General features: G+C 45.6%; 17 protein-coding genes and 1 pseudogene. 6 read left to right on the top strand and 12 right to left on the bottom strand.

Features of this window, described 5'->3' with window-relative positions; all coding sequences use genetic code 11:
- The first annotated feature begins 31 nt into the window (after positions 1–31).
- Entirely contained in the window at positions 32–571 is a 540-nt protein-coding gene (locus ONT18_RS12685) for an RNA methyltransferase (RefSeq protein WP_022120523.1), read from the top strand.
- 207 nt (positions 572–778) lie between these two features.
- Positions 779–1,948 (top strand): ATP-binding protein, encoded by a 1,170-nt coding sequence (locus tag ONT18_RS12690; RefSeq protein WP_264905868.1) that lies wholly within the window; start codon positions 779–781, stop codon positions 1,946–1,948.
- Positions 1,949–2,112: 164 nt separating this feature from the next.
- Here ONT18_RS12690 and ONT18_RS17410 read toward each other — a convergent pair.
- From ONT18_RS17410 to ONT18_RS12715, 5 genes and pseudogenes are all read right to left on the bottom strand, one after another.
- Positions 2,113–2,253: pseudogene (locus tag ONT18_RS17410) on the bottom strand (Rpn family recombination-promoting nuclease/putative transposase); the annotation flags it as partial.
- 554 nt (positions 2,254–2,807) lie between these two features.
- Positions 2,808–4,253: a RagB/SusD family nutrient uptake outer membrane protein gene (locus ONT18_RS12700; protein WP_264905870.1), complete on the bottom strand. Its 1,446-nt coding sequence runs from the start codon at positions 4,251–4,253 to the stop codon at positions 2,808–2,810.
- Positions 4,254–4,289: 36 nt separating this feature from the next.
- Positions 4,290–7,835 (bottom strand): SusC/RagA family TonB-linked outer membrane protein, encoded by a 3,546-nt coding sequence (locus ONT18_RS12705; protein WP_264905871.1) that lies wholly within the window; start codon positions 7,833–7,835, stop codon positions 4,290–4,292.
- 31 nt (positions 7,836–7,866) lie between these two features.
- The gene (locus ONT18_RS12710; RefSeq protein WP_264905872.1) at positions 7,867–9,801 is read right to left on the bottom strand and encodes a protein-disulfide reductase DsbD N-terminal domain-containing protein; all 1,935 of its coding nucleotides are present in this window, start codon (positions 9,799–9,801) and stop codon (positions 7,867–7,869) included.
- Positions 9,802–9,814: 13 nt separating this feature from the next.
- Positions 9,815–11,011 (bottom strand): FecR family protein, encoded by a 1,197-nt coding sequence (locus ONT18_RS12715; protein ID WP_264905873.1) that lies wholly within the window; start codon positions 11,009–11,011, stop codon positions 9,815–9,817.
- A gap of 148 nt (positions 11,012–11,159) precedes the next feature.
- On the opposite strand from ONT18_RS12715, the gene ONT18_RS12720 reads away from it, so the two are divergent.
- Positions 11,160–11,744 carry an RNA polymerase sigma-70 factor gene (locus ONT18_RS12720; RefSeq protein ID WP_181975370.1) on the top strand — a complete coding sequence of 195 codons (585 nt, stop codon included), beginning with the start codon at positions 11,160–11,162 and terminating at the stop codon, positions 11,742–11,744.
- 207 nt (positions 11,745–11,951) lie between these two features.
- Here ONT18_RS12720 and ONT18_RS12725 read toward each other — a convergent pair whose 3' ends face one another.
- The 4 genes from ONT18_RS12725 to ONT18_RS12740 all read right to left on the bottom strand — a co-directional run bounded on the left by ONT18_RS12725 (position 11,952) and on the right by ONT18_RS12740 (position 15,732).
- Complete coding sequence (locus ONT18_RS12725) at positions 11,952–13,457, bottom strand: acetyl-CoA hydrolase/transferase C-terminal domain-containing protein (RefSeq protein WP_119237782.1); 1,506 nt, start codon at positions 13,455–13,457, stop codon at positions 11,952–11,954.
- 258 nt (positions 13,458–13,715) lie between these two features.
- Positions 13,716–14,363, bottom strand: a complete 648-nt coding sequence (locus ONT18_RS12730) for a DUF1349 domain-containing protein (protein WP_264905874.1) — start codon at positions 14,361–14,363, stop codon at positions 13,716–13,718.
- Between the two features lie 162 nt (positions 14,364–14,525).
- Positions 14,526–14,840 carry a hypothetical protein gene (locus ONT18_RS12735; protein WP_118080230.1) on the bottom strand — a complete coding sequence of 105 codons (315 nt, stop codon included), beginning with the start codon at positions 14,838–14,840 and terminating at the stop codon, positions 14,526–14,528.
- 127 nt (positions 14,841–14,967) lie between these two features.
- Positions 14,968–15,732: a response regulator transcription factor gene (locus ONT18_RS12740; protein ID WP_254971664.1), complete on the bottom strand. Its 765-nt coding sequence runs from the start codon at positions 15,730–15,732 to the stop codon at positions 14,968–14,970.
- Between the two features lie 355 nt (positions 15,733–16,087).
- On the opposite strand from ONT18_RS12740, the gene cysS reads away from it, so the two are divergent.
- On the top strand, positions 16,088–17,578 hold the full coding sequence (gene cysS, locus ONT18_RS12745; protein WP_022120446.1) for a cysteine--tRNA ligase: 1,491 nt from the start codon (positions 16,088–16,090) through the stop codon (positions 17,576–17,578).
- A gap of 246 nt (positions 17,579–17,824) precedes the next feature.
- On the opposite strand, the gene ONT18_RS12750 is transcribed toward cysS, so the two are convergent.
- Positions 17,825–19,672 carry a calcineurin-like phosphoesterase C-terminal domain-containing protein gene (locus ONT18_RS12750; protein WP_264905875.1) on the bottom strand — a complete coding sequence of 616 codons (1,848 nt, stop codon included), beginning with the start codon at positions 19,670–19,672 and terminating at the stop codon, positions 17,825–17,827.
- 125 nt (positions 19,673–19,797) lie between these two features.
- On the opposite strand from ONT18_RS12750, the gene ONT18_RS12755 reads away from it, so the two are divergent.
- Entirely contained in the window at positions 19,798–20,937 is a 1,140-nt protein-coding gene (locus ONT18_RS12755; protein WP_118190450.1) for an AAA family ATPase, read from the top strand.
- A gap of 44 nt (positions 20,938–20,981) precedes the next feature.
- The gene (gene mutS, locus ONT18_RS12760) at positions 20,982–23,645 is read left to right on the top strand and encodes a DNA mismatch repair protein MutS (protein WP_006848893.1); all 2,664 of its coding nucleotides are present in this window, start codon (positions 20,982–20,984) and stop codon (positions 23,643–23,645) included.
- Between the two features lie 80 nt (positions 23,646–23,725).
- Here mutS and lgt read toward each other — a convergent pair whose 3' ends face one another.
- Positions 23,726–24,589, bottom strand: a complete 864-nt coding sequence (lgt, locus tag ONT18_RS12765) for a prolipoprotein diacylglyceryl transferase (protein ID WP_264905876.1) — start codon at positions 24,587–24,589, stop codon at positions 23,726–23,728.
- Between the two features lie 18 nt (positions 24,590–24,607).
- On the bottom strand, positions 24,608–25,711 hold the full coding sequence (ychF, locus tag ONT18_RS12770) for a redox-regulated ATPase YchF (protein WP_022120130.1): 1,104 nt from the start codon (positions 25,709–25,711) through the stop codon (positions 24,608–24,610).
- Between the last annotated feature and the right edge of the window lie 11 nt (positions 25,712–25,722).

The raw sequence follows: 25,722 nt of genomic DNA on the forward strand, positions 1-25,722 counted from the left end.
GATTATATTATATATAATAAGGTATATTATAATGCGCAAATTAAGAACGATAGAGATGAACCGCCTCACCCTGGAGGAATTCAAGGAAGCCGAGAAGCTGCCCCTGATAGTGGTCCTGGATGATGTGCGTTCATTATATAATGTAGGAAGTGTTTTCCGTTCCTGCGATGCCTTCCGTGTAGAGGCGGTGTATCTCTGCGGAATCACCGCCACCCCTCCCAATGTCGAGATTCATAAGACGGCATTGGGTGGCGAAGACAGCGTGGATTGGGAATACTTCAAGACTACCGAAGAGGCGGTAGAGAAGTTGAAGCAGAAAGGCTACTTTGTATATAGCATCGAGCAGGTAGAAGGCTCCACCAAGCTCCAGAACCTGCCTGAGGCTCACCCTTCCCTCTCCAAAGGCTACGCCGTGATTTTCGGTAACGAGGTGAAGGGAGTCAAGCAGAACATCGTGGATATGAGCGATGGCTGTCTGGAGATTCCCCAGTTCGGTACCAAGCATTCCCTGAATGTCAGCGTCACCGCCGGTATTGTAGTCTGGGAGTTTGCCAAACTCCTGAAACTATAAGTTGAGTTCGTGCCAAACTTGCGTTTTTTGCCAAGTTTGGCACGAACTCATTTGGTAATACAATGTGTAAAAATCCCCCAATGAGGGATAAAAATGATTAAATTCATCCCTCAATGAGGGAACTTTTCGAAAGAATCCGTCCCTCATTGAGGGATTATTTGTATCTTTGCTGCAGTTTTAAACGATATTCATCTAAAAGAGCAAGATATGATAGACAATAAACTTTATGAATACATGGCGGAGTTATTGAAACGTACTCCGCTTGATTTCATCAGATATAAATATGATGAAATCAACTGGAATGGACGATTAGTAGGTATCGTTGGTCCGCGAGGTGTTGGAAAATCCACCATGATACTTCAGCGCATCAAGCTGTCTAAGGAAGGCCATCACCTGTATGTGTCTGCCGACAACATCTATTTTTCAAATCATTCCCTGGTTGACTTTGCTGACGAGTTTATCAAGGAGGGTGGTACACATCTTTATATAGATGAAATTCACAAGTATGCCGGATGGAGCAGAGAACTGAAGCAAATTTACGACATGCACCCATCCCTGAACCTTATCTTCACCGGTTCATCGGTATTGGACATCAAAAAGGGCGAAGCTGATCTGAGTCGTCGGGCGCTGATGTATATGATGCAAGGCTTGTCGTTCAGGGAATACCTGCAACTTTTTGAAGGTATCAAGACCAGAGTTTTCAGTCTCGACGAAATACTCAATCACCAGGTAGAGATTCCGGGGTTGGATCATCCATTGCCTGTTTTCAGAGCGTACCTCGACCATGGCTATTACCCATTTGCCATAGAGGGAGATTTTACGCAAAGAATGCTGCAGGTGATAGACCAGACGGTAGAAGTTGACATTCCGCAATATGCTGATATGAAAGCTTCAACAGCACGCAAGCTGAAGCGTATGCTCGTCATTCTTTCCGGGTTGGCTCCCTACAAGCCAAGCGTAGATAACCTCGCCACAGAAATCGGGGTAAGCAAGAACAACGTGCCTGATTATCTCGTCTATCTGGAGCGTGCAGGAATGATAGGTCTGCTCAGAGATGATACTTCGGGAATGCGCAATCTGGGGAAGGTGGAAAAAGTTTATGTAGATAACCCAAGTCTGATGTCAGTACTCACCTCTAATCCCAACATAGGAAACATAAGGGAAACTTTCTTCTACAATCAGATGAGAGAAAAACAAGACGTTACTTCCTCCAGGGTTTCCGACTTTACCATTGGTGATTATACCTTTGAGATTGGCGGAAGGAAGAAAGGCAAAAAGCAGATAGAGGATGTAAAAAACGGACGTATCGTAAAAGACGATATAGAGACGGGGCATGGAATCATCATCCCTCTCTGGTACTTCGGAATGAATTATTAGAGTCCTGAACTTTCGCATGTGGTTTAAGTACGGGCTGAAGGTCCAAAAGTTCCTTTCAGGGCGTGTGGGGACATGATGCTCTTCTGATGCCTGGGGCATGTGGGGATACCATGGTGTTCTGATACCTGGAGCGTGTGGAGCTTACATGCGAAACTTGAGTTTTTTGAATTGCTCAGATTCTTAATGATTTCCAAAGGTAGCTGGGTAGCTTTGGAAACCTGTTCGGCAGAAAGTCCCATTGCCAGCAAACGTTGTGCTGTTTCTGTGTTGGCCTCATGTTTGCCTTCAACTCTGCCTTCTTCCATACTTCCGGGAAAAGTTGCTGAAAAAGTTTTATGGTTGCATGCAAGCACATGAAGAAGAATACTCAAGTGGTTCAGTCAAGCAACTCAAGTGGTTCAATCAAGCAACTCAAGTAGTTCAGTCAAGCAACTCAAGTAGTTCAGTCCGCGAGTTCAGACGTCTCTGTTAGCTGATGCAGACGTCTCAATAAGCTTACGGATACGTCTCCGTTAGCTTACGCAGTCATATCCTTAACCCGATGCAGTCATATTCGTAACCCGATGCAGCCATATTCGTGACCCGATGCAGCCGTATTTGTAACCCGATGCAGCCGTATTCGTGAATAAGTTTTATGTAATCATCTATCATCCATCACGATTTGGGGTTATCCCTCACGATATTCTCACTACACATTACCAGTCAGTAGGCGATCCTCCGGATTCCTGTAAGATGCAGACAAAAAGGGTTCGACTGCTTTATCGGTATAGGTAAAGGGAGATAAAGAAAGGTCAAGTAAAGCTTGTTGAAATGCTTTGCTTGACCTCTTTTCGTTTTCGGAAATTTGTATATTGTTTTCTTATTCTTTGTAGTTCTGTGTGATATTACCATTATTGTTTATCACGCTCTGAGGGAATGGGAATATCCACATTTTACTGTCTGGAGTGATGGTATAAGTCTTTCCAGCAAGTGTGCGGCTATAGTTCTGCTTCCAGCCATCGCACTGGTTCCAGCGCTTCTTGTCTATGAAGATATTGACAGAGTAAATGTCCTCATTCATGGTCACCTGCTTCACGTGCTTGATGGCTTCTTCCTTGGTGCTGACTGTGCCTTTGAGGGGCTGATACTTGGCAGGATCGATGCGGTTTACGCGCACCTTGTCGAGATATTCCATGGCTGTATCGTAGTTGCCTTTGTGGGTCTCGCATTCGGCGATGGTGAGATACATCTGGGTAGAGCGAAGACCACCATCATTCCATAACGAGTTGAGATCAAAAGTAAAATTGAAACCAGTTTCACCCAGCATACTTACTCCGGCATCCATCATGTAATCATACATCATATTCATATTGCTCATCTTGTCCTTATAGGCATGTCCAGCTTCAAAGTTTGCCATGGTAGTTGGGGTGTAAGCATTGAAGCTTTCAGAATTTCCATTTAAGAAATAATCCTCATCGGTTCCTTTCTTGCCACGATTGATAACAGGATAAGTCCCGCCTGTTATATGACCTTGGGTACTACCAAGATATGAGGTATTATAGTTGTTAATAGTGCCATTGATGGCGATAGCCTGCTTGGCCACTTCTTCTGCCTCGTCATACTTCTGCATGTTGAGCAATGCCAATGCCTTTACGGCATAAGCTGTGGGCTTACTGAAGCGCATTTTGTTAACGGCAGAGTTAGGAAGACCATCTATCTCAATTGCTTCATTGGCATCCTTGAGTATCTGCTGATAAACTTCCTCTACGGTGCTTTTAGACTGAGCAGTCTGGATATCTTTATCCTCTGTCATCAGGATAATTCCTGGATCTGTAGCAGCTGTAGCTGGATTGTAAGCCTTGGCAAACTTGTTGACCAACATATAGAATGACCAGGCTCTCAATGTCAGGGCTTCGCTTTTCAAAAGTTTCTTGTCTGCTTCTGTACCAGATGCGGCATCAATCTTTGAGAGAATTGGGTTGGCAATCGTGCCGATGTAGCCGTAGAAATTAGTGTAGTCTTGATCACTGGAAGTCAATTCTGCCATCTTGTCCATATTGGCTTCATCGTAAGTCCAGATGATGACGTTGCGGGTCTTAACTGGCTGACTGATGATAGTTGCTACATTGCTGTAGGCATATATCATATCACCAGCCATTTGTCGCATATCAGAGGAACATCCCTCATACTCTTTGTTGAGAAGCATTTCTAATTGGTCGGTTGTGGTAAGCAAGTTCTTGCCCTTTGGCTCTAATTCGGTGAAACTCTCACAAGATGAGAACAGCAATGCTGTGATTGCCAGTAAACTGTATATTGTTTTTTTCATTGTGATCTTACTTTTTATGTTATATGATTCTAAAGATTAGAAACTGATGTTCAGACCAAAGATGTATGAACTTGGATTGCGGAGTCCAAGAGTCTCTGGGTCAACATGCACATCGTTGGCTACCCATAGATACTTAGGATTGTCTATCTGGAAGCGGAGAGAGAGGCGGTTAATGCCTGTTCCTCTGAACCACTCCTGCGGAAAGTCATAGCCCAATACGATGTTTCTGATTTTCAGGAAGTCTGCATGATGGATAGCATTATTGCCATAGGTTGTTTCAGAGCCAATCGTTGTAGAGGCGTATCTGCCAATGCCTGGAATATCTGTTGGGTGTTCTGGTGTCCATGCATTCAGGAAATAGCTGGCGATAGCGGTGCTCCAGGTGCTTGAGAGTGTTTCATTATGCGCCAAGGCTCTCATCATGTGACCGCCATAGTAAGCCATCAGAATGCTGAAAGAGAATCCGTTCCATCTTACGCTGTTGTCCATACCCATGATAACCTTTGGCTCGCTCTGGCCAGAGTATTCCAAGATGCTTATACTTTTGCCTGTTGCACTGTGAGATTTGCCCCCATCCTCAATGTAGAACAGAGATTGACCCTTCTCGCCTTCTTGGTCGCTGATGCCAGCAAAGCGGTATGACCAGAGGGCGCTGGATGGCTTTCCTTTGACGTATGGTCTTTCAATCAACTCGTATGCGCTGTTTGATGGGTTCTCTACATCGGTTACAATATTACTGTTGTGTGACATGGTGAAGTTGGTGGTCCAACTCCAATTCTTACGGCTTGCCCCTCTCAGCCAATCATAAGTAATCTGCAATTCTATACCACGATTGCGCATAGAAGCCATGTTGACGAACATAGAGGTGAAACCCGTTGTTGGGTCGAGGGTGCGATAAGAGAACACATCCTTTGCCACCTTGTTATAATAATCGATGGAACCACGCAAGCGGTTGTCGAGCAATCCGAAGTCGATACCGATGTTGGTGGTGCGGCTCTGCTCCCACTTCAAGTTAGGGTTGGCAGGACTTTCGATGGTGCCGTATGGCAAGTTGGTATATTGATTGAGTTCTCCTGATGTAGCTGTCATATAACTGGTTGCACCTTGATAGATGTTACCAGTTACACCATAGCTGGCACGGAGTTTCAGGAAGTTTACCCACTTGATATCCTTCATGAAGTCTTCATTATGAATCAACCATCCTGCACCTACAGACCAGAGTGGCGTTCCGCGGAACTTGGCGTTCAAGCCATATACATCAGCATAGTCCTTACGGAATGAACCGAACACATTGTATTTCTCATCATAAGTATAGGTGAGGTTGAAATAACCAGAAGCATACTTGTGGTGAGTCTCAGGAACAACTCCCATTCCTTCATTGATATAAGGATCGAATACAAACTGGTTTGCAGGGAAACCACCTGAGGCGCCAAAGAAAAGAGGTGAATAGTTCATGGTACTCAATGTTCCAAAGTCTATTGTGTGGGTAGAGCTTGTCTGCAACTGGTCGTCATAACCTAACATTAAGGCCTTAGAACCTGTCAGTTTGGTTTCACGGAATTCCAAGCCGGCAATCGCCATGATGTCGTGCTTGCCAAAGGTCTTGGCATAATTCAACTGTCCACGTGCTGTCCAATAACGTCCGTCACTATTTGTAGTACGGAGCAGACCGCCAGTGGTAGGAACGTAGTTCTTGATAGTGCCATCTGCAGATTGATAATAATAAGCATTACGCATGGTACGCATCACATGACTATCTTGTGTTGCATTCCATTCTACGGTGTTATGATTGGTTTCATATACAAACTGGGCATTGGCAGTCAATCCGTCAATAATCTTGAAGAGCAAATCTCCATGATAGCGCATATACTGACGGCGGGTAACCTGGGTGTTATTGTAATACTCATCCACTGGATTGGAACTTAAATCCTCAAAAGGAGAACCGAAGGTCATGTAATCATTGCCATCATACCAATAGTGTTGTCCTTTGACGCTTCCATCAGCATTATAGAATGGCATATAGGCTGGTTGTTTCCAGATATCGCTATAGTAGCTATTGTTGTCGTAACCTACTTCCTTACTCTTGCTATAGATACCATTGATAGTCATGGAGGCTGTGAGCCACTTGGCTACATTGTAAGAACCCTTATATTGGGCATTAAACTGATTGGCGAAATGATTGATCAGTCCGCTGTTGTCATACTTATAGTTGATAGTCAGGTTGTTGGTGAACTTATCGCTGCGGCCACGAAGTGAGAGGTTGTACTGCTGCATCACTCTCTGCTTATATACAGCATCTGCATACTCCTTGGCATAGTTGTTCTTCTTGAAAGAAGCCAACTGGTTCTGTAATTCTTCCTCGGAAATTTCTCCCTTAGCTCGCTGGTAATAGGCATATTCGATAGGAGTTACCGCTTGGGTACCCCTAGAGATTGACTGAGCAGTATTACCGATAGGGTCAGCCACTTCACCATCATTATGGAAGAAATAGTAGTCCCAATACTTGGCCTCGGTATCCACCTGCTGTTCTGGAGTCATATAGAAATTGTCGGCATAATCTACGTTCTTCTTCTCATATACCGTGAGGTTGGCTGCGAAGTCGATGTCAATCTTGCCTGCCTTCTTGGCATTCTTGGTGGTTACAACGATGACACCATTGGATGCACGGGCACCATAGATGGCATTGGCTGCGGCATCCTTCAATATGTTTACGCTCTCGATGTCGTAAGGGTTCAAATCGTCGATGTTTCCCTCTACAGGTACGCCATCCACTACCAGCAATGGGGTGGTCTCGGCATAGAGAGAGGAGGTTCCACGGATAGTCATCTTTCCATTATAAGTGGAAAGACCTGCCACGCGACCTTCGAGGTTGTTCATGATGTTGGTGGTGTAACGCTCGTCCAATTTGGCTGAGGTGATGGTAGTGACAGAACCTGTCATCTTAGGTTTGGAAATCTCCTGATAACCTGTTACCACAACATCAGAAAGCTGATTGTCGGTAACCATCTGTATGTTACGGCTTAAAGGTGCTCTACCGCTTCCCAGACGCAATTCTGCATTGCTCATGCCGAGGTAGCTGAACTTTAAGGTGCAAGCATTGGCTGGCACCTTCAAGGTATAGAAACCCTTGCTGTCGGTGATGGTGCAAACCTTGCTGTCGTCGATGCATACGGACACACCAATCAGTGGCTCGCCACTTTCATCGGTGACGACACCGGATACATTACGAACTCTCTCACCTGCTATACGGCGAGTGATAGTCACGATATTACCCTCAATCTCATAACGGCAGTTCACCTTGTTCATCACCTCGTCAAGTACTTGGCGCAACGGGCGGTTGGTGGCATTCACCGTGATGTGTGGCAACTTGGCTGCCAAATCTGTACTGTAGATGAAGTTCAAGCCAGTCTGTTTCTTGACTTCAGCGAAGAACTGTTTCACGCTCATCGACTTTGCATTGATAGTTACCGTCTGGTGCTTTGGCTGCTGAGCCATAGCAGTACTGGTTCCTCCACATAGGGTTGCTCCTACAAGCAGGGAGGTAGCGAAAAGGATTCGTTTCATTCTTCCAAATTCTTTCATTCTCTCTTGTTATAAAATTAAACCAATATTTTTATAATTCTATCGTGATAGTCTTGCTCTTTGGCATCAGACAAACATGGCTATCGCAAGCCTGATAGTTGACTATAAAGGTAATCTTACCCGATTTGCCTTCTATCTTCTGACGGAAAATCTGCTCACCTTCAAGGATGATAGATTTAGAGCCTGCCATAGGTCTGCCAACAGGTTTCTGAAGTTCGCCTACCAGTTTGACATCGCCTTCTGCCTTGAGGTCATAAGTCGTCTGGATATAAGGGTCCTGATCGCTTACCTTTGCATAGATGTGATAGTCTGGATATATCTTCATGCGGATGATGAGTTCCTTGTCTTTGCCCACAGTGCTGACAGCGGATGATAGGGCAACAGGCTCTTCTTTGGTTGCTTTCTCTTGGATAGGAGCGATGTTGCTTTCATTGAAATCGTAGAATTTGAGAACGCTGTAGTCATTGCCTGGAGTCTTCGGATCGAGATCATTGACCAGCCACAGCCAGCCTCCGCTCTCAGTAAAGAAGAGTTTGCTCTGATATTTATTATACCACTCTCGCCATTGCTTGGCATTGTCGTAACGGAGCAACGTATAGCGATAGAGGATGCGCTTTGCCTTCTCTATGTCTTGGCCTTTTTCCCACATGGAGATAGCTTTGTCAAGGATACGCTTGTCGTTATTGGCGATGCCGATGCTCTTGGCATCTTCATCGAGCTTAATATCATAATCGTTCAGATTGCCATAGAAATATGGGCGATTTTCGGTATAATAGCTTGAATATTTGTCAACATCGGTGCCAAACATTTCATACAGTTCTCCTGCCCTTTCCTTTACATAGTCAATATAGGATGGAATGGGTTGAGGATTTTCTGCCATTTTCATATACATCTTGTCTGTTTCGCTCATCTTGCCGCCAGCAGCAACCACCTTTTGAAGTGAATCCGCCAGATGCTTAATCTGATTGTTAAAACCTTCAATCGAGTTTTTGTAAGCTTCGTAGTTTTCTTTGCTTACGGTATATTTGTGCTCATCAATTGTAGTGCGGGTAGAAATTCCCTCATTGAGTTTGCGGGCAATGATATGATGACCTTTAAACTTGTTGATATAAATAACTGCATTGAGGAAAACCGGCTTAGCTTCTTCTGTCATATCTGCAGGAGACGCAGAGAAACCCCAATGCAAGAAGTTGGCATGGCGACCGATGGCGATGGCTCCATAGCTCTTGGCACTTTCGCCACCCGATATGATTTCTGTATCAGGAGAATCCAGATAGCCCCACTGGCGAGTAACCAAACCTGCCTTATAACCCTTGGTGTTGCTATAGTCTTTATTCTGTACTTTCCACATCGGAATCATATCTGGAAGCTTCTCCTGGCACATTTCTGCATATTCCTTTGCGCCTGCAGGAGTTGGGCGATTTGTGGTGGTTATCTTCACCTTATAAGGACCTTTGAAGATGGCACTCTTGGTATTCATGTTGTAAGCATGACCAAGAAGGCAGAGACAATACCAGTCGTTTTTCACACCGATATAGCGACCTGTTGTCTCGCTTTCGTCTGCGATGGTGATGACAGGACGGTCAAAGTTCTCTGGGAAATACTTGGCTGGTATCAGCTTGCTGAATCTGTCATTTTCAATGATTGTGCGACGTGGCTCAATAGGAGTTGGGTCGCCATCAATGATGGTTACATCATAGTCGTATGACATCCTGTAGTTGTAGTCTTTTCCTTGTACCGTTTTCACTGTAGTGAAATATGTTTCAAGAAAGACTTTCCAGGCGGCAGTTCTTTTCACGATACTCTTGGCATGAGCTTCCTTGTCATAGTCTGCTACTCCAAAAGTCTCTATGTCGGAATGACCTCCTACATAGAGTACTTTCAGATTCGTCTTTTTGGCTGTGGCAGCCATTGTTGCGATGCACGCTAACAAGGCTATTGCCATTATTGATAAAAATCTCTTCATGTTGTATATAATATTAATGTTTATATTCTCTGATGTTGATGATGCCTTCCTTGGCAGTTATCTTCAATCTTGTGATATTCTCTATTGCATTGAGAGTCTGTCCCATCGGTTCGTATTTGTCAATGCTGCCTGTGAATCGCAGTTCTTTCATGTCTTCGGACGAGAACTCCACCTTCATGTTGTACCAATGGGAGATAACTTCCATCAGATCTTGCAGCGTGCAGCCGTCGAACAAGAAGTTGCCCGTGTTCCAAGAGGTGTAAAAATTAACATCCACTTGCTGGATGTCTGGTGTTCTGCCTGCTTTCAGGGTTGCCATATCGCCTGGTTTCAACAGGTATTCTTTACCGTACTTGCTGCTCACACCAACTTTACCTTTCACCAGAACAACGCTGGTTACACCTTTTTCCTTCATCGTGTTGACATTAAACTCGGTACCATAGTCGTGTACATCTCCGTTGGCAGTCTCTACTATGAAAGGTCGTTTCTTCGAGTCGTTGGCCACGATGAAATAGGCTTCTCCCTTGAGCTTTACCTTACGCTCGCTGCCTACAAAGTGATTAGGATAGATGAGGGTGGTATTGTAGTTGAGATGCACGTAGGTTCCGTCGTCCAGTACCATCCAGAATTCCTTGTCTTTCTTTGTTATCAGGGAGCTTTCTGTTATTTCGTCGCTTCCCAAAAAACTGCTTCCATCCTTACTGTCAGCTACTTTTTCTGCTTGTGCCAATGCACTCTGTGCATCTTTCACCTTGATGGTTTTGCCGTTGATGGTAAGTGTAGCTCCATTCATGTCATTCTGCTGAACCCGTTCTATGGCTTGATGCAGTTCTGCGGTGATGACGGCTGGTGGGGTGGAACCTTGATGTCCGAAATACATCCATGTACCCATTAATATGAGGGCGATAGCTGCTGCAGCGGCTATGCGTCGCAACCAGATGATGGTAGCAGCTTTGTCATCATTTCTATCTTCCTGTTCCTCTGCATGTTGGAGAGATGCTTTGAATGTAGCTTTTGCTTTCTCGGCATCAATGCTCTTGTAGAGATGGTAGCGTTGGAGAAAATCATCTTCATTCATGAGATGCTCTATTTTGTCTTTTAGCGACGCATCTTGCTCTACTCTTGATAAGAGCTCCTTGCCTTCTTCCTCTGAGATTTCGCCAGTCAGTAATTTACTGACGAGTGTATTGATATCAATATTCTTATTCATATTTTCTAATACTTTTGTGATAGAATTATTCTCTGTATTTACTATTATAACACACTTGGGTGCGTTTGTGGTTACAAAAATCAAGAAAAAAGTGAAAAAAAGTTGCATTTTTTAATTTTACTGCATAAAAATGCGTATCTTTGCACTCATGAGTGAGAAAAGTGATATTGAAATTGCAATAATTTGCCAATGGGATAATCAGGCCATCGAGTTGTTGTACGATAAATATTATCGTGCCTTGGTGAGTTATGGTTGTCAGTTTGTGGAAATGACCATTGCAGAAGATATCGTGCAGGATCTTTTCTCTGTTCTATGGGAACGTCGCCCTTTTTTCAACAGTATTTCCAAGTTTTCCGCCTATTTATATAATACGGTGCATAACTCTGCTCTCAATCACCTGCGCCATCAAACGGTACACAACAACTATCGGCAGAGTATAGTTGATAATCTGCAGGAGTTTATGCTGGTGGATGATACCTTGGATATTTTTAATAAGGAAGAAATCTATCGTCAACTCTTTGCTGCGATAGATGAGTTGCCTCCTCGCCAAAAGGAAGTCTTTCTTCTTTGTATGGAGGGGAAGAAAAACAGGGAGATTGCAGAGCAACTGGACATCTCTGCTGAGACGGTGAAGGTACAGAAGCGTCGTGCGATAGCTCGATTAAGGGATAAACTTTCTCCTATGTTAATTGAAATTATTCTTGTTCTGATAAGAAAAAGTTTTGATGCCTAATTACTTCTCCGTTCAGCGTCTTTATGCGGAACTTTCTTCTGGGAGTATAGTTTATTCATATAGAATTAAAGTGTTTTCTATATGCTTATAACAAATAATAAGCGGCATTCCTTGGATATGAATGCCGCTTATCATATAATTCGATATTTTTCTGAGTCATCTATGAAAGATTTGTCTTCTCGGTTTTCACAATCTTTCGGCCTTCTCTTATTTCAGATATTCTCCGAAATCAGTCAATCTCATATCGCCCTTCTTCAGGAAGGTATCGTGCATGGCGAGGGCGGCACGCATGCTCTGTGGCTCGTGGCCCTTCTCGGCAAACTTCAGATACTCACGGAGCATAGGGCGGTAATCCGGATGGGCACAGTTTTCGATAATCTCTTTGGCACGACGCAACGGCCCCTTGCCACGAAGATCGGCTACTCCCTGTTCGGTAACGATGACATCCACATCATGCTCTGTACTGTCTACGTGACTGCACATCGGAACAATGGCTGAAATGCAACCGTTCTTGGTGGTACTCTGCGTGGTGAAGATAGAAATGTAACCATTGCGCTCGTAATCGCAGGAACCGCCGATACCATTCATCAGCTTGCTGCCGCAGATATGGCTGGAGTTCTCATTGCCGTAGATATCGCACTCGATGGCGGTGTTCATGGCGATGACACCCAGACGGCGGATGACCTCAGGAGAGTTTGAAATCTCGCTCTGGCGGATGGTGAGATGCTTCTTGAAGTAATCAATATCATCATACACCTCTTTCAATGTATCGTTTGTTACGGTGAGCGAAGAGCAGGAAGCATCCTTGATTCTTCCCTCGCGCATGTATTTCACTACAGCATCCTGAACCACCTCGGTATAAACGCTGAATACCGGCACGTTAGGGTTCTGTCCTAATGCCTCAAGAACGGCATTGGAAGTTACTCCCACTCCGCTCTGCAAAGGCAGGAACTGAGGAGGAATATGTCCCTTCTTCAGGTCGCTGACCAGGAAATCAGCCACATTATGTCCCATCTGTTCCGTCACAGGGTCGAGAGGTTTGAAGGCACGTGCCTCCTCCGGAATGTTGCATTCTATCACACCCACAATCTTATGTGCATCAATCTCAACATACTCCTTACCGATTCTATCGCCTACGTTCATGATAGGGATAGGAGTGCGGAACGGGCATTCTGCTATCTCGTATACATCGTGCAGATAGCGGGAAGCTGGACTGTGGAAGGTATTCTTCTCGATGAGCACCTTCTTGGCAAGGCGGACGATGGTAGGAACAATGCCGCCGGCAGAGGTCAGGAATGCCTTGCAGGTGGTTTCGCCTTCTTCCAAATCAGAAACTTCGATGATGGCAAGGTCTATTTCGCCATAGAAGCCACGGCGCAGGCGCTCAGCCATGTGGCCGAGGTGCATATCCTCATAATCAATCTCGCCCAGGTTGGTATGAGTTCTAAAATCCTTGTTGGTAGAAAATGGCGCACGGAACTTGATGGCATGGGCTGCTGCCATGTCACCTTCGATACTCTGCGAGGTAGAAGCACCCGTGAGGATGCCCACCTGGAAAGGTCTGCCCGCCTCGTGCTCAGCCACGGCTCTCTTGGAGAGTTCGCGGAAGGTTGCCTTAGGCACGCCGTTTGGTGTGAAACCACTCAATCCGATTGTATCTTGATCGTTAATCATCGCTGCCGCTTCGGCAGCACTCAATCTTGTATATGCCATTTTCTTCTAACTTAATACTCATTAGCGGAACTTATAGCCGCCTTCTTGATAATTGATAACTGTTTGCGGCTGCAAAGTTACACATTATTTTCGATATACGCTAATAATTTGATAATTTTATGCAATTAATTGGCAAAAAACTTACAAATAGTGAATAGATATACAAAAACTGCTTACTTTATGCAAAAAGATAGCCGAAAGTTTGGATGACATTGCCCTATAAGCGTGTATGACCTTAATTTTTCTTTGGATTACAGTTTACTTGTTTGCAGTCTGTTTGAATCCTGTATCTTCCGTTGACCATGATTGCCATTTACACTCGCCGACTTCCATTTCAGAGAACTGTGCGGTGAATGAATGGTCAACCGGACTTGCCGCATATATTCCGAACGAGATTTCCCCATCACCCTTATCCAAATGGAATGTACGCATCTGGTGGAAAGTGGTACCGTCAGGACTTGTCTCTATATAATAGTCGCTTCCCCGACGACTAAGGCGATACCACATTTCCTTTATGGAAGATGGAATATCATGCGTAGCCCAATCGGAATATCCGTTGTTTGTCACCACACTGCCCAATCTCTGGTATTCCTCGTTCTCGTATTCGATTGATGCCTTCATCCAATTATCACTGTCAAGATAGATTGCGATTCCGCACTGGTCGAACAGGGCGGAACTGTTGAACGATGTCTTTACAGTAAAAGAAAAGAACTTGTTGGAGGTTTTCATTTGCAGCACCGGAGCATTGTCGTTGCTGAACCCATAATAGGTGCGCTGCCATAAGTCTGTGTGAGGTTCTGAAACGATTGTAATCAACGAGTCCGTGATAGTGTATTGTTTGGGCTCACGAATCCAAAACAAGTTTTCAGCCACAAATGGCTTTAAGATTGTGTCATTTTTTTCCATATTCGATTTATTTGCTATTGATGATTGTTGTTTTTTCTCATTTTGACATGACAGCAGAGTGCATGCAAGCAGCGACAATGCTATGAAAAATTGATTTCTCTTCATTTGTCGAAATGTTTAATATGTTTGTTAAAATCTGATAATAGTGCTGAGGTATGGTGTTTATTCCCCGTCGAGCTTACCTATGCGAAAATTGGCAACAGCCTCTTGCTTAAGCGACACTTCCGTAAAATAGCAGGTGTGTGCATCGTCTTTAGGACTTTGGGAACTTAGGCCAAGAAGTGTGATACCATTCTCTCCGCCGTTTTTAGACTTTGTAAAACGGATTCCTCCTACATTGATATTGCATGTAGCGAGTTTAACGTTTTCCGTTAAGACTTTCTTGTCAGAACTTCCTTCTTTTTTCTCTGACTCTTTCTGGATGCATCCAGTCATAGCAAGACTTGCTATGATTGCGATAAATACTAATTTTCTCATTGTAACATTGATTTGATGTTTATTAAATTGCAACTTCCTTGTGATTTATTTGCGGTTGCAAAATTAGAGAAAATTTACGATATGTGCAATACTGATTTCTAACCAATTTTCGAATCAGGCATGCACATTAAATAAGGTTCATTCTTAATGCAATTTCTACTGCGGCTGCGGTATTGGCAACTTTTAACGATGCTAAAATATCCTGACGATGGCGATTAACAGTATAAATGGATATGTTTAACTTGTCGGCAATTTGTTTGCTTGGTACTCCTTTAGCTATCAATGACAGTATTTCAAGTTGTCGGCGGCTAAGAATTTTACGGTCACTCGCTTCGTATATGTCTCGTCCAACCGTTTCCCCGGTTAATAGATTAACAATTATTCCATCTTGTCGGTTATGGGAAATAGGGTACGGGATGTAAGTGCATAGACCGAGTAAAACACTACCATTGGCACTACAGCTGAAATATCTCGTTGTATGGAGTATCTTGACTTTTTCATTGTCTCCGGCCCGGTAAAAATTAAGGATACATGAAGCTGAAAAATTTGTCTTTTCTTTTATTGAACGTTCTTTTATAAAGTTGAAGAAACGAAGTTCCAGTACATGACGTTCAATAAGTTCGTCTTCTTTTGCATGACAGAATACGATGTCCTCAAAGGCAGAATTACGATCTACCATATATTCTGGAAGATTCATTATAGTTTGACCGAATCTTCCAGAATAAATATGGCATTCTTTATTTTGAAAATCTGATACAACTGCTATGCCTTCTGTTGCTAATGCATAACCATTTGCACACGCTTTTGCTTGAGCGAGTAATAGTTCCCTGTTATCCGAGGCTTCAAACTCTTGATCTGTCAAAAGCGATTTTAGTTCATTTTCTTGCTTCATTCTGAATTGATATCTATTCGCACCATTACGGAGTAGTGCCATTTAAATTTTGTTGCAAAATTACTAATAATAATTGATTTAGATTACAAGCTTCTCTTAAAATATATTAATTGAACATGAAGTCGAAATAGGGTTGGTTATCATTAAATGTTGCTTAACCCACTTGAACAACTTATGACAAGCTTTTATATATTTGAAGCCTATCATACAGAGAGAATTGACCATGGAAGATCTGTTCCATTGATATTTTCGAGGAATTTAATAACATTTTGCGAATGATTTGTCGGATATATCAGAAAAATGAGTTAACTTTGCACTCAAAATATAAATAATATAAAAGAAAGGTTCATACAAGATGGAACAGAAATTACTGATTTACAACACTCTCACTCGTACGAAAGAGAGATTCACTCCGCTCCACGCTCCTAACGTGGGCATGTATGTTTGTGGCCCTACCGTGTATGGCGATCCGCATCTCGGTCATGCACGACCAGCCATCACATTCGATATACTCTTCCGCTATCTCAAGCACCTGGGCTATAAGGTTCGCTACGTTAGAAACATTACCGACGTGGGCCACCTGGAGCACGATGCAGATGAAGGCGATGACAAGATTGAGAAGAAGGCTCGCCTGGAGCAGTTGGAGCCAATGGAGATTGCGCAGTACTACACCAACCGCTACCACGATGCCATGGAGGCGCTGAACGTACTCCCTCCTAGCATTGAGCCTCATGCCACAGGTCATATCATCGAACAGGAGAAACTGGTTCAGGAAATTCTGGACAATGGCTATGCCTACGAGAGCAACGGCTCTATCTACTTCGACATCGAGAAGTATAACAAGGATCATAAGTACGGTATCCTCTCTGGACGTAACCTGGAGAACGTAATCAACGAGAGCCGCGAGCTGGCTGGTATCGGCGAGAAGAAGAACCAGGCTGACTTCGCTCTCTGGAAGAAGGCTTCACCAGAGCACATCATGCGCTGGCCTAGTCCTTGGAGCGATGGTTTCCCTGGCTGGCACTGCGAGTGTACTGCGATGGGACGCAAGTACTTGGGCAGCCACTTCGATATTCACGGTGGCGGCATGGATTTGATTTTCCCTCACCACGAGTGCGAGATTGCTCAGGCTGTAGCTTCTCAGGGCGACCAGATGGTTCATTACTGGATGCACAACAATATGATTACCATCAATGGTCAGAAGATGGGTAAGAGCTTGGGTAACTTCATCACTCTGGAGCAGTTCTTCACAGGCAATCACGACAGTCTGGAGCAGGCTTATTCGCCAATGACTATCCGTTTCTTCATCCTCTCTGCTCACTACCGCAGCACCGTAGATTTCTCTAACGATGCATTGAAGGCTAGCCAGAAGGGATTGGAGCGCCTGATGAATGGTTTGAACGACCTGGAGCGTGTGCCTGTGGCTAAGCAGAGCGATGATCAGGTGAAGAAGTTTGTAAGCGAGTTGCGCCAGCGCTGCTACGATGCGATGAACGATGACTTCCAGACTCAGCTTGTTATCAGCTATCTCTTCGAGGCTTGCCACGTAATCAACACAGCCCTCGACCACAAGGCAAACATCTCTGCTGAAGACCTGAAGGAGCTTTCAGACACCATGCATCTCTTCACCTTCGACCTGCTCGGTCTGAAGAGTGAGAAGGGAGCCAACAATGATGCTCGTGAAGAGGCTTATGGCAAGGTAGTAGATATGGTTCTCAACCTGCGTGCCAAGGCTAAGGCTGATAAGGACTGGGCTACCAGCGACCAGATTCGCGATGCCCTGGCTGAAGCCGGTTTCGAGGTAAAGGACACCAAGGATGGTGTTACCTGGAAATTGAACAAATAAACTCCACACGCCCTGAAAGGGCAGAAGCTCCTAGCCCAGGGCAGCGCCCTGGGTAATTACATACACAAAATAGTCGCCCTGTAAGGGCAAAAGCTTTGTATATTTGAAGCTTTTGCCCTTACAGGGCGTCTTGTTTATTGCTATTGTACCCAGGGCGCTGCCCTGGGCTAGGAGCTTCTGCCCTTTCAGGGCGTGCTGCTTGCGTTCTACCTTTACTTTAAACCTGTAACCATTGGTTCAGGGCATTTATGGCGTTTTCTTCCTTGCAGCAAGTGAATCTTTCTGTCTGCCAGATATAGAATCCCGCAACATCTTGTCTTTCTTATTCTTATATTCCTTATACTCTTTTTCGTAATAATGGGCATAGTTGGCGAAAGGCTCTGTCGTTACCTCATCGCTCGATGCCGTATAGGTATTTCCGTATGGATCGGATGCCTTGATGATGATTCTGGCATTCGGATTCCTAGGAGTATAATAATAAAGGTGGTTCATGATGAGATAACCGTTGCCCTTGCTCACGAACCGGTAAGATACACTCTCGCTGTACTTATGATGGTAGCCGGCGGCAAAGGCATCCTGACCCTTTCCGCTGAGGCGCCCCATCAGATATTCCTTGCCATCCTCTACGGCTACAACACGCCAATGACTGGTAGCATTGAAGACATTGGCTACCAGGATATTCCTGTTGTTTGCCAACTGCCAATCCCTAGAGTATTTCTCGCCGTTGAAATCGGTCTGCGCACGGAACAAGGTCATCTGCTTGCTCTTATCCCAGAAAGTTCCCTTGTAATAGCAGTTGCTGATGCTGGTACCCACAAAACTATAGACATAATATCCGTTCGGGGTGCCGCAGATGTTGATATTCGACTGCCATATATTGCCACAGGCAGCAGCATGACAATGCTCCATCACATCCTCGCCCTGATAATTGATCTCGTGGTTGCAGGCAAAATGAGTATGGCCGCAGAAGAGTTCATATCCTCCCTTGAATGGCTTCAAAAGAGATAACAGCAGCGAGAGACGGGAAGAAGAATAATGCCCCTGCTCATTGGCATTGGTCAGCGGCTTCGCCTTGCTAAAAGGCGCATTGCCGAAGGTGAACGGGATATGATAGCAGAGCACCACCTTCATATCCTTTGGCGTAAGGGCCAAATCCTGCTTCAGCCATTTCACCTGGCGCTCACGTAATTCTCCAGGCGAATAATAGGACATGCCGCGATGGAAGAAGCAGTTGTTGATGCAGACATAATGCACATCGCCACGGTTGAAGGAAAAATCGGTAGGACCGAAATTCTCTTCCCACTTCCTGCGGTAGAGCGCCTTGCCATCCTGATCGTGATTGCCGATGACGGAGAAGAGACGCATCTCTGAAGAGCCCAATGCCTGGCGTATCTGACGCTCCAGCTTGGCGTTGTAGCCGCCATAATACTGCACATCATCGCCCATGCTGAGCCCGTAGACCGGTGTTCCGGCTGGCAGCGAACTGATGGTCTGCCTGATGTCCGCCATCGTCTGGGTAGTGAATCTTTCTACATCGCTCTTCTTGATGGGATTATCATCCGGAGAAGTATAGTAAGGGCTGTAGGCATTGGTAACCTGCGGGTCGCCGATGACAATCATCTTATAGTGAATCTCCTTGCCGCCCGGCAGTCGGGTGAGGGTGAAGTTATAGGTTTTCTTCCCCTTGGATACCTTTTGGTAGAAGAAAGCCGTGCGATCGGTCTTAGAATGGGTAGGGACCTCGCAATCAGCTGGAACAGAATAGTATATGAATTTTGCCAGGCTGTCTCGCTTCATCTTATATCTGCCCTGTGCATCGGTTTTCACACAGTTGAATCCATCGCTCACGATGACGCCAGCCACTCCCTTTCCTTCCTTATCTCTTAAAGTTCCGGAGATATTGAAATCCATCTTCTTCACAGGTTTCTTCTTCAGCGTATCTGCAGGCTGTGGCTTGAGCCGGAGAACCGGTGGGTTTTTCACCAGGTTCTGTATCTGTTTCTTGGGGTAGAGCAGGTGCAAGGTGATGCCTATTGCTACGAGCGCGCAGCAAGCAACCGACAGAACCCCTATGTATAATTGTTTCTTTTTCATGAGTACAAAAGTACGGCTTTATTATGGTAATGCAGCATATATTCATTTAAAAAACTCTAAATATTACCTTAGGGTAACTTACCTTAGGGTAATATTTCGTAACTTTGTACCAAATTACTAGGAATATGGCAAAATATCTATCACCATTTCAATTTGGTACATTAGCTACCAATGAGAATTTTATCGACAGACAGGAAGACAGGGCTTTGCTGAAGCAATTACTGTCCTCCCATATCAACGTGATGCTGATTTCACCACGCCGATGGGGTAAATCATCGCTAGTGAAAAGGGCGATGAACGAATTGGCTGATGAGGATAATAACGTAAGAATCTGTTATATTGATGCCTTCAGCATCGGCTCTGAATCTGAATTTTATCGCACTTTTGCCAGTCAGGTTATAGCTTGTGCTTCCTCTAAAATGGAACGATGGATAGAGGATGCAAAGAAATTCCTGACAGGTGTGATACCGCAGGTTGTAATCAACGACCAGGTGACCGACTTCATGGCTTTCGACCTGAAGTTTGTGCCACAGGAGCGTGATAAGATGGCGATTCTCCAACTGCCTGAGTTGCTGGCAAAGGAAAAGGGCATCAGGATTATCGTCTGCATCGACGAGTTCCAGCAGTTGGCTAATCTTCCTGAGTATAAGGATATGGAGGGAAAGATGCGCTCGGTATGGCAGCAACAGCAGCTTACCTCTTACTGCCTCTACGGCAGCAAGCGAAACATGATGCTCAATATCTTCAACAATTCCAATAGTCCTTTTTATCGCTTTGGACAAGTGATTTTCATGCAGAAGATAGCTAAGGAGCATTGGATTCCATTCATTCTGTCATCTTTCGAGAAGACAGGAAAGTCAATCTCTGCAGAGATGGCCGAGCGGATCTGTGATGCCGTGGCTTGCCATTCCTGGTATCTCCAGCAGTTGTGCTATTTTATCTGGAGTTTCACGGTTTCGGAAGTGACGGAAGATATATATCATCTGGGATTGAAACAGGTACTCAACATCAATACCCCGATGTTTCAGAATGATACGGAGAATCTCAGTTCCACCCAGATAGAGATGCTTAAGGCTATAGCCAATGGCGAACAGCATTTCTCTTCGCAAGCCGTGAAACAAATCTATAATCTTGGTAATCCGAATACGATTGTCAAGAACAGGAAAACGCTCCAGAACAAAGATATTATCGAAAAGCAAAACGATGCTTTTGTCTTTGTTGACCCGATATACCGGCTGTGGTTTAAGGAGGAGTATTGTAGATAAAAACTATGTAAATTTAAAGAAATAATATAAGGAGAAAAAAGATAATGGCAAACGATAATAAAGGTCTTACACCGATGATGAGACAGTTTTTCGAGATGAAATCGAAACATCCCGAAGCGCTGCTGCTCTTCCGTTGCGGTGACTTCTACGAAACTTACTGCGAAGATGCGGTGGAGGCATCCCGTATACTCGGCATTACGCTGACACGACGTAACAATGGCGGTTCTACGGGCACGACTGAGATGGCAGGATTCCCTCATCATGCTCTGGATACCTATCTGCCTAAACTCATCAGGGCGGGTAAGCGCGTAGCGGTATGCGACCAGCTGGAAGACCCGAAGAAGAAACGACTCGAAATAAAAGGTAAGAAGGGACTGAGCCAGATGGACAAGATGGTGAAGCGAGGTATTACTGAACTCGTTACACCGGGTGTGGCGATGGGAGATAACGTACTAAACTACAAGGAGAACAACTTCCTGGCAGCCGTACACTTCGGCAAGACCGCCTGCGGTGTGAGCTTTCTGGATATCTCGACCGGAGAGTTTCTTACCGGCGAGGGAACCTACGACTATGTAGAAAAACTGATGGGCAACTTCATGCCGAAAGAGGTGCTCTACGACCGCGCCCGAAAGAACGACTTCGAGAAATATTTCGGCAGCAAATACTGTACCTTCGAGCTGGATGACTGGGTTTTCACCGAACAGACAGCCCTGCAGAAACTCTTGGGACATTTCAAGACAAAATCTCTGAAAGGTTTCGGCGTAGAGCATCTCAAGAACGGCGTGATAGCCAGTGGTGCCATCATGCAGTATCTCGAGATTACCCAGCATACACAGATTAATCATATCACCGCCCTTTCACGTATCGAAGAAGATAAGTTCGTGCGTATGGACAGGTTTACCATCCGCAGTCTGGAGCTGGTTGCCCCTATGCAGGAAGACGGTTCTTCTCTCCTGAATGTCATCGACCGTACGGTAACGGCGATGGGCGGACGTATGCTCAGACGCTGGCTGGTCTTCCCATTGAAAGATGTGAAACCTATCAACGAGCGTCTCGACATCGTGGAATATTTCTTCAAGGAACCGGAATTCCGTCAGCTTCTCGATGACCAGCTGCATCGCATCAGCGACCTGGAGCGTATCATTTCCAAAGTAGCCGTGGGTAGAGTTTCGCCTCGCGAAGTGGTTCAGCTGAAGAATGCACTTGAAGCCATCAAGCCTATCAAGGTGGCATGCCAGCATGCTACGAACGAGGCTCTGAAGCGGGTAGGCGAGCAGCTGAACGTATGCGAGACCCTGAAAGACCGCATCGCCAGGGAAATACAGCCCGATCCGCCACAGCTGGTCAATAAGGGTGACGTGATAGCTGACGGATTCAATGCCGAACTTGACGACCTTCGTGCCATCAGTCGCCACGGCAAGGATTATCTGCTCAAGATACAGGAAAGGGAGATAGAAAAGACAGGAATTTCGAGTCTGAAGGTAGGTTACAATAATGTTTTCGGATACTATCTGGAGGTGAGAAATACCTTTAAGGATAAGGTGCCTGAGGAGTGGATACGCAAGCAGACGCTGGCTCAGGCAGAGCGTTATATCACCCAGGAACTGAAGGAATATGAGGAAAAGATTCTCGGTGCTGATGAGAAGATTCTAGTATTGGAAGCACAGCTCTTCAACGAACTGATAGCTGCCATGCAGGAGTATATTCCGCAGATACAGATCAATGCCAACCTCATCGCCCGTATGGACTGTCTTTTGTCATTTGCAAAGACATCTGATGAGAACCGCTACGTGCGCCCTATCGTCGATGATTCTGAGGTGCTCGACATCAAACAGGGCAGGCATCCGGTGATTGAAACCCAACTGCCGCTGGGCGAACGCTATGTACCTAACGATGTGCTGCTCGATACCGAGAAACAGCAGATTATGATGATTACTGGTCCTAACATGGCTGGTAAATCGGCTCTGCTGCGCCAGACCGCCCTTATCGTGCTCCTGGCACAGGTAGGCTGTTTTGTGCCCGCAGAGAGCGCCCGAGTTGGACTGGTGGATAAAATTTTCACACGTGTAGGTGCAAGCGACAATATATCGCTCGGCGAATCGACCTTCATGGTAGAGATGACCGAGGCGGCAAACATTTTGAACAACGTTTCTCCGCGCTCGCTGGTGCTCTTTGATGAGCTGGGAAGAGGTACTTCTACCTACGATGGTATTTCCATTGCCTGGGCTATCGTGGAATATCTGCACGAACATAAGAAGGCGCAGGCACGTACGCTCTTTGCTACCCACTATCATGAGCTCAACGAGATGGAGAAGAACTTCCCTCGCATCAAGAACTTCAATGTGAGTGTGAGAGAGGTGGACGGAAAGGTAATCTTCCTGCGTAAACTGGAACCGGGAGGCAGTGAGCACTCTTTCGGTATCCATGTGGCAGAGATTGCCGGTATGCCTCGCAGCATCGTGAACCGTGCCAATGTGATTCTCAAACAGTTGGAGGATGACAATGCCGGGGTTGGCGGTGCCGGTAAACCGAACGTACAGCACATCGATGAACCTAAGGATGGTGTGCAGCTCAGTTTCTTCCAGCTCGATGATCCTGTACTGACGCAGATACGTGATGAAATACTCGGGCTGGATGTGAACAATCTCACTCCGGTAGAGGCATTGAACAAGCTCAATGACATCAAGAAGATTCTACTGGGAAGATAAAAATATAAATCCCTCCCCGTGGCAGCAGATGCTGTTGCACGAGGAGGGATTTTTATAATCTGAAAATAAGTCGTCTAATATTATTTTGCCGCTACGTTCTTTTCTTTCGCTCTCTTTGTGCTGGAAACGATGCTCCATACACCGGCGATGATGAGCGGAATGCTCAATATCTGTCCCATATCCATAGGCAGACCTGCCTCGAATGCTACCTGAATCTCCTTGGTATATTCGATGAAGAAACGGAAGGTGAAGATGAGGGTAAGGCAAAGACCGAAATAGAAACCGGTTCCAACGCTCTTAGGACCTCTCTTCTTATAGATGAAGAGGATGATGAGGAAGAAGCAGAAATATGCCAATGCCTCGTAGAGCTGACCCGGATGGCGTGGATACTGGTCTTCGCGAACGAAGATAAATGCCCAAGGCACATCGGTTACCTTGCCGATAATCTCTGAATTCATCAGATTGCCCAAACGGATAAAGGTGGCTGTAATGCCTGAGCAGATACCCATATTATCGAGCACTACCCAGCCGCTCACCTTCATGTTGCGGCAATAGAGCCAGATGCCGACGAACATGCCGAATACGCCTCCGTGGCTCGCCAGTCCCTCATAACCCGTAAATTTCCAACTGCCGTCTGGCATGTGGTGGATAGGTATCAGCATCTCGATGAAGTGATCCCACTGGGTGAGGAAATATTCCGGCTGATAGAAGATGCAATGTCCCAAACGGCCACCTATCAGTACACCTAAGAAGATGTAGAGAAACAGTGGGGAGAACTTCTCATCTGAGAGCCCCTGCTGCTTGTAGAGCTTGCTCATGAGCAGATAGCCCAGCAGCAGACCGATCATCCAGCAGGTGGAGTAGTAGCGGATGGTCATAGGACCCAGATGAGCCAGGATTGGGTCTGGGTCCCATACGATATAGTTAAGCAGATTTGCTATCATAACCGTAGAAGAATAGGATTATACATTGAAGCGGAAGTGCATGATGTCACCATCCTGTACGACGTACTCCTTGCCCTCGATGCCGAGCTTACCAGCCTCGCGTACTGCAGCCTCAGAGCCATACTTGATATAGTCATCATACTTGATAACCTCTGCACGGATGAATCCCTTCTCGAAGTCGGTATGGATGACGCCGGCACACTGAGGGGCCTTCCAGCCCTTGTGATAGGTCCATGCCTTGACCTCCATCTCACCAGCGGTGATGAATGTTTCGAGGTTCAGCAGGGCGTATGCCTTCTTGATGAGTCGGTTTACGCCGCTCTCTTCCAGTCCGAGTTCTTCGAGGAACATCAGTTTGTCCTCGTAGGTTTCGAGCGATGCGATGTCTTCCTCTGTCTTAGCAGCGATGACCATGCACTCAGCACCTTCTTCCTTGGCGATTTCCTCTACCTTCTTGCTATACTCGTTGCCGGTCTTGGCAGAAGCCTCGTCAACATTGGCTACGTAGAGCACAGGCTTGGTAGTGAGGAGGAAGAGGTCGTGAGCCACCTTCTGCTCTTCCTTGGTTTCGAAAGTAACGCCACGAGCATTCTTTCCCTGCTCCAGAACAGCCTTGTAAGCCTCCAGAACGGTAACCATCGTCTTAGCATCCTTGTTGCCTGCTGCAGCAGTCTTCTTCTGCTTGGTGAGCTGAGATTCGATAGTTTCCAGGTCCTTGAGCTGCAACTCTGTATCGATGACGCTCTTATCCTCCAAAGGATCAACCTTAGCGCCACCCTCGCGAACGATGTTGTCATCGTCGAAGCAGCGGATTACGTGGATGATAGCATCGCACTCACGGATATTTCCCAAGAATTTATTACCAAGACCTTCGCCCTTGCTGGCACCCTTTACGAGACCTGCGATATCCACGATTTCGCAAGTAGCTGGGACGATGCGTCCTGGGTGAACAATCTCTGCCAACTTGTTGAGTCGCTCATCTGGTACGGTGATGACGCCCAAGTTTGGTTCGATAGTACAGAAAGGGAAGTTAGCTGCCTGTGCCTTTGCACTAGACAGACAGTTGAACAGTGTAGACTTACCCACGTTTGGGAGGCCTACAATACCACATTTTAATGCCATTTTATCTTTAA

The organism is Segatella copri (assembly GCF_026015295.1).
Taxonomy (GTDB): Bacteria; Bacteroidota; Bacteroidia; order Bacteroidales; family Bacteroidaceae; genus Prevotella; species Prevotella copri_C.

Coding starts and splice junctions, on each gene's coding strand:
- ONT18_RS12685 (WP_022120523.1), top strand. CDS start 32: ATGCGCAAATTAAGAACGATAGAGATGAACCGCCTCACCCTGGAGGAA.
- ONT18_RS12690 (WP_264905868.1), top strand. CDS start 779: ATGATAGACAATAAACTTTATGAATACATGGCGGAGTTATTGAAACGT.
- ONT18_RS12700 (WP_264905870.1), bottom strand. CDS start 4,253: ATGAAAAAAACAATATACAGTTTACTGGCAATCACAGCATTGCTGTTC.
- ONT18_RS12705 (WP_264905871.1), bottom strand. CDS start 7,835: ATGAAAGAATTTGGAAGAATGAAACGAATCCTTTTCGCTACCTCCCTG.
- ONT18_RS12710 (WP_264905872.1), bottom strand. CDS start 9,801: ATGAAGAGATTTTTATCAATAATGGCAATAGCCTTGTTAGCGTGCATC.
- ONT18_RS12715 (WP_264905873.1), bottom strand. CDS start 11,011: ATGAATAAGAATATTGATATCAATACACTCGTCAGTAAATTACTGACT.
- ONT18_RS12720 (WP_181975370.1), top strand. CDS start 11,160: ATGAGTGAGAAAAGTGATATTGAAATTGCAATAATTTGCCAATGGGAT.
- ONT18_RS12725 (WP_119237782.1), bottom strand. CDS start 13,457: ATGGCATATACAAGATTGAGTGCTGCCGAAGCGGCAGCGATGATTAAC.
- ONT18_RS12730 (WP_264905874.1), bottom strand. CDS start 14,363: ATGGAAAAAAATGACACAATCTTAAAGCCATTTGTGGCTGAAAACTTG.
- ONT18_RS12735 (WP_118080230.1), bottom strand. CDS start 14,840: ATGAGAAAATTAGTATTTATCGCAATCATAGCAAGTCTTGCTATGACT.
- ONT18_RS12740 (WP_254971664.1), bottom strand. CDS start 15,732: ATGAAGCAAGAAAATGAACTAAAATCGCTTTTGACAGATCAAGAGTTT.
- cysS (WP_022120446.1), top strand. CDS start 16,088: ATGGAACAGAAATTACTGATTTACAACACTCTCACTCGTACGAAAGAG.
- ONT18_RS12750 (WP_264905875.1), bottom strand. CDS start 19,672: ATGAAAAAGAAACAATTATACATAGGGGTTCTGTCGGTTGCTTGCTGC.
- ONT18_RS12755 (WP_118190450.1), top strand. CDS start 19,798: ATGGCAAAATATCTATCACCATTTCAATTTGGTACATTAGCTACCAAT.
- mutS (WP_006848893.1), top strand. CDS start 20,982: ATGGCAAACGATAATAAAGGTCTTACACCGATGATGAGACAGTTTTTC.
- lgt (WP_264905876.1), bottom strand. CDS start 24,589: ATGATAGCAAATCTGCTTAACTATATCGTATGGGACCCAGACCCAATC.
- ychF (WP_022120130.1), bottom strand. CDS start 25,711: ATGGCATTAAAATGTGGTATTGTAGGCCTCCCAAACGTGGGTAAGTCT.